Raw genomic sequence first — 8,036 nt, 5'->3', positions numbered from 1 at the left:
GAATTCAAGTCCAGTCCCATGCGGGCGCACCCCCTTTTCAGAGAGTTCGTCCGGGCTGCGGTCCGGCTTGCAGTTCCGGACGACAGAGACTTTTCCCTGGCACTGCAGGAAACATCCGGGTCAACAACTTCTTGAAGAATGAAATGGATACTCAAAAGTTTTTATACAAAAATTGTAACTAGTCACCATAATTTTTGGTTAACCTCAGCCTTGCCAGGTAAAGAATTATTAGCCACAGACAATAAGCCAGACTGAAAAGACAGACACAGGATATCTTTCCGCGGACGACCTGTCCGCCGAAAAGCTGCCAGCACCTTCGGTGCAACACTCTGCCTCGCCGCAAGGCGATGGCATCCTTTCCTTCTGGCAAGTCGCCAGGAGAATAATATTCAGTCTGTCTTTCCCGTCTGCCTTTACGTCGAGCGCAGCGGGTGGCTGATAAATTCTTTTATAAACCTGAGCCCCAGGCAGGCAGCCTGTTATGGTGAATAGTTACCATCGGCAAACGTGCCTGTCCCCAATTGAGATACGATATAATATTTTTACAAATTTCGCTGTAGTGTTAACAATCAACTGATAACTCGCAAGTAATGAAGATGTCTGGTGCTATGAATAATCTTCTGCAGACGAGCAAAAAGAAGCTTTTCTTTATCCTGGGGCCATGCGTTCTGGAAAGCAGGGATACAGCCCTGCATATTGCCCACAGCCTGGCTGAAATGGCTCGCAGCCTGGGAGTCACAATTATTTTCAAAAGTTCCTTTGACAAGGCCAACCGCAGTTCCCTGGATGGTTTCAGGGGACCTGGACTGCAACAGGGCCTGGACTGGCTGCAGGAAATCAAGGATATAACAGGCCTTCCCCTGATTACGGATATTCATTTACCGCACCAGGCTTCAAAAGTAGCCGGGGTAGCGGATGTCATCCAGATCCCGGCCCTTTTGTGCCGCCAGACGGATCTCATCCTGGCTGCAGCCGAAACAGGAGTAATCGTCAACATCAAAAAGGGACAGTTCATGGCCCCCTGGGACATGGCCCGGGTGCTGGACAAGACCGGCTGCAAAGATAGAATATGGATTACCGAGCGGGGAACCACTTTCGGCTATAACAACCTGGTGGTGGACTTCAAAGCCATCCCCATAATGTCCGGGCTGGGATGCCCGGTGGTGCTGGATGCCACTCATTCGGTGCAGCTGCCCGGGGGCCTGGGGACCTGTTCCGGAGGACAGAGGGAGTTTGTCCCAGCCCTGGCCAGGGCGGGAGTAGCTGCAGGAGCGGCAGGCATATTTATGGAGGTTCACCCCGATCCGGACAGAGCCCTGTGCGACGGACCCAACTCCTGGCCACTGGACAGGACTTTTTCCCTTTTACAAAATCTTCTTAGGATCAGGAAAGCAATGCATGAAGAATGATCCAGAACAGGCAGCCCTGAAAACCGATCTTCTCGTCCTGGATGCCGACGGAGTATTAACTGACGGCGGACTGTATTACGACCAGAACGGGGGCATAATGAAAAGATTCAATGTCCAGGACGGCCTGGGCCTGAAACTGGCCATGGCCGCTGGTCTGCAGATAGCTGTCATAACCGGTCTCAACTCCGCAGCTGTGGAAAAAAGAATTACAGAACTGGGCATTACCGATTATTTTGCCGGTTCAGTGCATAAGATGCCTTACCTGGAGCGGCTTGCCAGGGACAAAAACCTGGACTTTCTCCGAATGGCCTATCTGGGCGATGACTGGGTGGATGCCCGGCCCATGATGCATGTGGGACTGCCTATGGCTGTCGCCAATGCCCAGCCCGAGATCAAAAAGCTGGCCATATGGACCAGCACCGCCACTGGAGGGCACGGGGCCGTGCGCCAGGCAGTGCGTTTTATCCTGCAGGCCCAGGGCAAACTGGAAAAGCAGTGGCAAAAGTGGAGCCATGGAGATGTTTAGGCGCTTAGCACAAATTCCGGAACAACATGTTGGTCACTTTGCCCCCATCATCCTTACCATACTGCTGATGCTTTTTCTGCTCAACATGTTCTGGAAGGACACCCCGGGACCTCAACAGGTGGATTTTGACCGGGACCTGGAAGTTGATCTGAATATAAGGGGGTTGACTCTGACCCAGAGCACCAGGGACAAAGTAATCTGGGAACTGAATGCCCTGGAGGCGGGTTATATTCGCCGTGAAAACAGGTACCTGCTGCATGACCCGGTAATGACCTATTTCGGGGAAAACGACCGGGACCCCCTGAAGATTAGGGCTGCCAGGGGCAGGATAGAGCAGGATACCGGTACAGTTCATATGTGGCCCCATGTGGAGGCGGAGTCCGGGGGTGTCCGCACCACATCCAGCAAGGCCACATATACCGAAGGAGAAGGTCATGTGCTCCTGCAGGACAATGTCGCCTTCACCGGATACGGAATAAAAGTCAGCACCCCGCGCGCTCTCATCATGCTGGAGGAAGACAGTATCGTCGCCACCCAGGGGGTGCATACAGTTATCACCAGGAATTAAAACGTAACCATTCCAGGGATTCTCAATGTCCAGGCTGGCCGGTATCCGCCCCCCTGTATGGTTACAGACAGGCTGATAACACTACAGCAACACTTTGTGCTAATTATTGCCTCAAGAGCCAGTCCCCGGAGGTAAATATTTTTCCGCTGTAGTGATAACACAGGCGAGTATATGTTTAAAAAAAGATTCACTATTTTGCTGCTTCCAGCAGTCCTTTTTCTTTTGTGCATTCCTGTCCATGCCCGGAACAATGCATGTACGGAAATCACTTCCACGGACATGACCTTCAAGGGCCGGGAAAACCTGGTCGTATTCTCCGGGGATGTATACGTCTTGCGCCATGACTTCGAACTCTGGTCGGATGAACTTTACGTGTACCTGAAACACGGAACCGAAATCAATGAGTCTTCTGTAGAAGGCGATCATGAAAACATCGAAAAAATCGTGGCCAGAGGTCAGGTGCGCATTCAGGGTGACGGCCGTGAAGGCAGAAGCGGTCTTCTGACCTACCATCCCGACACAGAAGTGGTTGAGATGGAGCAGGACCCCATGCTCATTGAAGGCAGAAACACCATTGAAGGCGAAAAAATTGTTTTAAACCTCAAAGACCACACTTCTCAGGTATTCGGCAGCGATGCAAAAAGGGTCCGGGTTATTTTTCACCCCGACGAGGATGAACAGTGAGCATCCTGCAGGCCCTTGAAGTTTACAAACAATATGGCAAAAAGCTGGTGGTCAAGGGCATATCCCTGGATATAACCCAGGGAGAAATTGTGGGACTTCTGGGTCCCAACGGTGCCGGCAAAACCACCACCTTCTACATGCTGGTGGGGATTATCCCACCCACCAGAGGCCGGGTGGTCTTTGCCGGACAAGATATCACTAGACTTTCGCTGCCCAAAAGGGCAGAGTTGGGGATGAGCTATCTGCCGCAGGAAAGCTCCATTTTCAAAAAACTGAGCGTCTATGACAATCTGATGCTTATCCTGGAGTATGCCTGCAAAGACAAAAAGCTTCGCAAAGAAAAGGCTGAATCACTGATGTACGAACTGGGTATCTCCAGGCTGGCCGGCCAGCAAGCATCATTTCTTTCCGGCGGGGAGCGCCGTCGTCTGGAAATAGCCAGATCCCTGATAAAGGATCCCAGGTTCATCCTGCTGGACGAACCATTTGCAGGCATTGACCCCATTGCTGTGGACGACATCCAGAGAATTATCCTGAAATTAAAACAGAATAACATCGGAGTACTTATTTCAGATCACAATGTACGGGAGACCCTGAAAATATGCCAACGGGCCTCTCTTATTTTCGACGGCCGGGTTATTTTAAACGGCACTCCAGAAGAGATAGCGCAAGACGACCGGGCCAGGCAGGTATACCTGGGCGAATCATTTCAATTGTAGGCAGGATTTAAAACACATGTCCCTGGAACTTAGACAACAGCTAAAATTATCCCAACAGCTGGTGATGACTCCTCAGTTGCAGCAAGCCATCAAGCTATTGCAGCTGTCCAGGGTGGAGCTTTTGGAAGTGGTGCAGCAGGAACTCATGGAAAATCCCATCCTGGAGGAGGCCCAGTACCAGGAGGATGAACAGACCGTACGCGACATAAATGAAGAAGCAGGCCGCAAAACCAGCCTCAACAGCGAAGAACAGTCCATGATCAAAAATGCGGACTGGGAAAACTATCTTGGTGAGTTCTCCAGCAGCTCCAAGCAGTCCGCAAGTCAGGAGAGAGAGGCCCCTGAAGAGCTGCAGAGCTTCGAGGCCAGACATTCTTCCAAGCCTTCTCTGGAAGGCCATCTTTTCTGGCAGCTGCAACTCCAGGATTTCTCAGCCCGCGATATGCTCATTGGCGAAGAAATTATCGGCAATCTGGATTCCCGGGGTTACCTCCAGGCTACCATAGAAGAAATCGCACATTCCACTGACACCGCCCAGGAGCAGGTAGAAGCGGTGTTAAAACGCATTCAGCACTTCGACCCCGTCGGTGTCGGCGCCAGAAACATCAAGGAATGCCTCCTGCTACAGCTGGAAGCCCTTAACGAGGATGATCCTGTTCTGACTTCCCTGGTTCAGGAACACCTGGAAGACATCGAAAAAAACCGCATCGCTGTCCTTCTGAAAAAATTCAATATCAGCCGGGAGTACATGCAGGAATATATTGGAGTCATAAGAAGCCTGGACCCCTTCCCAGGAGCCAGTTACGGCACTGAGGAAGTTGTCTATATCAGCCCTGACATTTTTGTTTATAAATACGAGGACGAGTTTATCATCCTTTTAAACGAGGAGGGGTTGCCCTCATTGCAGCTCAGCTCTTACTATACCGGAGATAACCAGCTTGTAAAAGACAAGACCAACAAAAAAGAGGAAAATGAATACATCCAGGAGAAGACCCGCTCCGCGGTCTGGCTCATGAAGAGTCTGCACCAGAGGCAACGTACTCTATATAAGGTAATGCAAAGCATTTTGAAATTCCAGAGGGATTTTTTCGAGCACGGGGTGAGTCAGCTAAAGCCGCTCATTCTCAAAGAAGTCGCCGAGGACATAGAGATGCACGAATCCACGGTGAGCAGGATAACCACCAATAAATACGTCTCTACCCCTTACGGCATTTTTGAGCTCAAGTTCTTTTTCAATAGCGCCCTCAGCATGGACGGTGGAGGCCATGTAGGGTCAGCAAGCGTTAAGGCCGCCATCAAAAAAATGGTCCGGGAGGAAGACCCTCTAAAACCCCTGAGCGATGAGGTCATCGCTACCACCTTAAAACAGAAACTCGATGTGAACATAGCCCGGAGAACAGTGGCCAAATACCGCATGGCCCTTAACATACCATCTTCTTCAAAGAGAAAAAAATACTTCTGATTCAGGTATCTGTTCAGCGCTTTGCATGTGGCACGGGGACAGGCTCTCCCCGCACTTATTTTTCCAAGAAAACGTAGACCATTTTAAAAATAAGTGCGGAGGTGCCTGACCCCTGCTTTCCTAAAATGCGCTAAACAGACACTGATTCAGGATATGTAAGTTTAATCCAAGGAGGCAGACATGGAGATCAAGTTCAATTTTAAAAACTTCGAACCATCCGACCATTTGAAAAACTACGCCCGGGACCGTTTTGAGAAACTGTCCAAATATATAACAGCCAATGACGATGCCTCGCTGCAGGTAAACATGGAAGTTGAAAAATTCAGACACATCGCTGAATGCATCCTCACCGGCAAGGACCTGCATATTTCTGCCAACGAGGAGACAGAGGACATGTACTCAACTGTTGACTTGAGCCTGGACAAGCTGGAAGCCCAGCTCAAAAAGCAGAGGGACAAAATCAAGGACAAGAAGAAAAAATCCCGGGAAAAACAGCAGGTCCGCATGGACATAGTCAGTTTTGCCCCGGCCGAGGAAGGTGAGAGCCGCGAACCACGGATTGTGGCAACCGACCAGTATGAACCCAAGCCCATGCCCCTGGATGAGGCCGCCATGCAGCTTGAAACACTGGGGTACGAATTCCTGGTTTTTTTGAACGCTGAAACCGAAAGGGTCAACGTTGTCTATCGCCGCAAGGATGGAGACTTCGGATTTATAGACCCTGGAGTTTAACCTGTTGTCAGGTTTTTATCACATAGAGTTATAACATGCACCTTACGGATTTTTTAAGCCCGGACCAGATAGTCGCAGGCCTGTCATCCAGGACCAAATCAGAAGTCCTGGATGAACTGGCCTTGCCACTGTTGCACAAGTACGACTATCTGGACCGTCAGGAAGTCAACAGCGTGCTCCTAAGCAGGGAAAACCTGGGGACCACAGGCATAGGCGATGGCGTGGCCATTCCACACGGCAAGTTTGCCTGTCTTGAAAACATCCTCATAAGCGCAGGACTGAGCCGGGACGGGGTGGACTTTGCCGCCCTGGACCACAAACCTGTGTACATTTTTTTTCTTGTACTGGCACCTGAAAAGAGCGCCGGCAAGCACTTGAAGATACTGGCCTTTATATCCAGACTGCTTCAGGACCATGATTTCAAGGACTCCTTTATCAACGCCCAGTCCAGGGATGAACTATGGAATCTGATAAACAGGGTCTAGCTGTTGCATCTCCAGTCCGACAGACAGGAGAAGAAAGCTGTTACCCTGTTATTATTGTAACCGGTCTTTCCGGAGCTGGAAAAAGCACCGCCCTCAACGTATTTGAAGATCTGGGTTTTTTTTGTGTGGATGGACTGCCGGTAAGCCTGGCACCTACCATAATGGAGCTTTTTTCCAGAGAAAACCCCAAAAACTTCCGCGGGCTGGCCCTTGGCATGGACCTGCGCCAAAGCGATTTTGCAAGGGAGTGGGTCGGCGTACGCGACAAAATCTCTCAAAACAGGATTTGCTTACAGATAATTTACCTTGAATCCGGGTGTGGAATCCTGGTTCGACGCTACGCTGAAACCAGACGCCCACACCCCTTGGAAGGTGAAGGCATAGGGCTGGAACAGGCTCTGGAAAAGGAAAAGCATCTTCTGGAGCCTCTTAGAAACGATGCACACCTGGTGCTGGACACTTCCGACTTCAGCATCCACGACCTGCGCCGGGTGCTTAAGGAAAAATGGGAATACCTGGATCAGGCCTTTGCAGGCATCCGGGTGCATCTCATTTCCTTTGGATTTAAGTACGGTATGCCCTCGGAAGCCGATATGGTCCAGGATCTGCGCTTTCTGCCCAATCCTTTTTTCGAACCTGAGCTGAAAAGCATGTCAGGCAAAGACAGCGCCGTTTCAGATTATGTGCTTGGGCAGCATCCAGGGGCGGCCTACCTGGAAAAATACAAGGATTTTCTTGGTTTTATTCTGCCCCTGTTTCAAAAGGAGGGACGCTACAGGCTGACAATGGCTTTCGGATGCACCGGGGGAAGGCACCGTTCCGTGGCTGTGGTGGAGAATGTGGCGGCTTTCCTGAAAAACACCGGTTACCTGGTGTCAGTGGAGCATCGCCACTGCCAGTTGGGGTGAACAAAATACACTACAAAGACACATATTCGAGCTGGAAGGGGACCGGCTTTCGCACTTATTATAATAATCCGGTATCTGTTTAGGCGCTTAGCACAAATTTCAAACAAACATGTTGGTCGTAAAAATCGGTTCCTGGTTCGTAGTTCTTCGTTCTTCGTTCCTGGTTCTTCGTTCTTCGTTCCTGGTTCTTCGTTCTTCGTTCCTGGTTACCTCTCGTTCCCAGGCTCCAGTTTACCTCTCGTTCCCAGGCTCCAGCCTGGGAACGCTTAGTTCTTGCGGCTCCAGCCGCTTCTTTACCTCTCGTTCCCAGGCTCCAGCCTGGGAACGCTTAGTTCTTGCGGCTCCAGCCGCTTCTTAAAAAATGTAGCTGGAGCCACAAAAAAGCGATGTCCCCAGGCTGGAGCCTGGGAACAAGAAAAATCTTTGCTTTCTTGTTTGTGGGGACAGGCACCCCGGCACTTATTTTTTATTGAACAAGAAACAGATTAGAAAAATAAGTGCCGGGAGAGCCAGTCCCCGTGCTCAACGCGTCCTGCAAGGGTT

10 protein-coding genes are annotated in these 8,036 nt (G+C 50.5%); all 10 read left to right on the top strand.

Annotated elements, in window-relative coordinates:
• Positions 1-608 precede the first annotated feature (608 nt).
• The 10 genes from kdsA (at position 609) to QZP87_RS03875 (ending at position 7,851) form a co-directional block, all read left to right on the top strand.
• A complete protein-coding gene (kdsA, locus tag QZP87_RS03920; RefSeq protein ID WP_291321612.1) occupies positions 609-1,409 on the top strand; it encodes a 3-deoxy-8-phosphooctulonate synthase in 801 nt (266 codons plus the stop codon).
• Complete coding sequence (locus tag QZP87_RS03915; RefSeq protein ID WP_291321611.1) at positions 1,399-1,935, top strand: HAD hydrolase family protein; 537 nt, start codon at positions 1,399-1,401, stop codon at positions 1,933-1,935. Before kdsA ends, QZP87_RS03915 begins: the two co-directional genes overlap by 11 nt.
• On the top strand, positions 1,928-2,503 hold the full coding sequence (lptC, locus tag QZP87_RS03910; protein ID WP_291321610.1) for an LPS export ABC transporter periplasmic protein LptC: 576 nt from the start codon (positions 1,928-1,930) through the stop codon (positions 2,501-2,503). The genes QZP87_RS03915 and lptC overlap by 8 nt, the downstream gene beginning before the upstream one ends.
• Before the next feature lie 171 nt (positions 2,504-2,674).
• Complete coding sequence (locus tag QZP87_RS03905; protein ID WP_291321609.1) at positions 2,675-3,187, top strand: LptA/OstA family protein; 513 nt, start codon at positions 2,675-2,677, stop codon at positions 3,185-3,187.
• Positions 3,184-3,906, top strand: coding sequence for an LPS export ABC transporter ATP-binding protein (gene lptB / locus QZP87_RS03900; RefSeq protein ID WP_291321608.1), 723 nt, complete (start codon positions 3,184-3,186; stop codon positions 3,904-3,906). The genes QZP87_RS03905 and lptB overlap by 4 nt, the downstream gene beginning before the upstream one ends.
• 16 nt (positions 3,907-3,922) lie before the next feature.
• On the top strand, positions 3,923-5,368 hold the full coding sequence (gene rpoN / locus QZP87_RS03895; protein WP_291321607.1) for an RNA polymerase factor sigma-54: 1,446 nt from the start codon (positions 3,923-3,925) through the stop codon (positions 5,366-5,368).
• 180 nt (positions 5,369-5,548) lie between these two features.
• Entirely contained in the window at positions 5,549-6,100 is a 552-nt protein-coding gene (gene raiA / locus QZP87_RS03890; RefSeq protein ID WP_291321606.1) for a ribosome-associated translation inhibitor RaiA, read from the top strand.
• Between the two features lie 35 nt (positions 6,101-6,135).
• Positions 6,136-6,585 (top strand): PTS sugar transporter subunit IIA, encoded by a 450-nt coding sequence (locus QZP87_RS03885; RefSeq protein WP_291321605.1) that lies wholly within the window; start codon positions 6,136-6,138, stop codon positions 6,583-6,585.
• Positions 6,561-7,493 carry an RNase adapter RapZ gene (gene rapZ / locus QZP87_RS03880; protein WP_291321604.1) on the top strand — a complete coding sequence of 311 codons (933 nt, stop codon included), beginning with the start codon at positions 6,561-6,563 and terminating at the stop codon, positions 7,491-7,493. Before QZP87_RS03885 ends, rapZ begins: the two co-directional genes overlap by 25 nt.
• Positions 7,494-7,602: 109 nt before the next feature.
• Positions 7,603-7,851, top strand: a complete 249-nt coding sequence (locus QZP87_RS03875; RefSeq protein ID WP_291321603.1) for a hypothetical protein — start codon at positions 7,603-7,605, stop codon at positions 7,849-7,851.
• Positions 7,852-8,036 lie beyond the last annotated feature (185 nt).

Origin of the sequence: Desulfonatronospira sp. (assembly GCA_003563255.1) — a bacterium.
In the GTDB taxonomy this organism is placed as follows: domain Bacteria; phylum Desulfobacterota; class Desulfovibrionia; order Desulfovibrionales; family Desulfonatronovibrionaceae; genus Desulfonatronospira.
This window is presented reverse-complemented; position numbering and strand designations above follow the sequence as displayed.

Coding starts and splice junctions, on each gene's coding strand:
- kdsA (WP_291321612.1), top strand. CDS start 609: ATGAATAATCTTCTGCAGACGAGCAAAAAGAAGCTTTTCTTTATCCTG.
- QZP87_RS03915 (WP_291321611.1), top strand. CDS start 1,399: ATGAAGAATGATCCAGAACAGGCAGCCCTGAAAACCGATCTTCTCGTC.
- lptC (WP_291321610.1), top strand. CDS start 1,928: ATGTTTAGGCGCTTAGCACAAATTCCGGAACAACATGTTGGTCACTTT.
- QZP87_RS03905 (WP_291321609.1), top strand. CDS start 2,675: ATGTTTAAAAAAAGATTCACTATTTTGCTGCTTCCAGCAGTCCTTTTT.
- rpoN (WP_291321607.1), top strand. CDS start 3,923: ATGTCCCTGGAACTTAGACAACAGCTAAAATTATCCCAACAGCTGGTG.
- raiA (WP_291321606.1), top strand. CDS start 5,549: ATGGAGATCAAGTTCAATTTTAAAAACTTCGAACCATCCGACCATTTG.
- QZP87_RS03885 (WP_291321605.1), top strand. CDS start 6,136: ATGCACCTTACGGATTTTTTAAGCCCGGACCAGATAGTCGCAGGCCTG.
- rapZ (WP_291321604.1), top strand. CDS start 6,561: ATGGAATCTGATAAACAGGGTCTAGCTGTTGCATCTCCAGTCCGACAG.
- QZP87_RS03875 (WP_291321603.1), top strand. CDS start 7,603: ATGTTGGTCGTAAAAATCGGTTCCTGGTTCGTAGTTCTTCGTTCTTCG.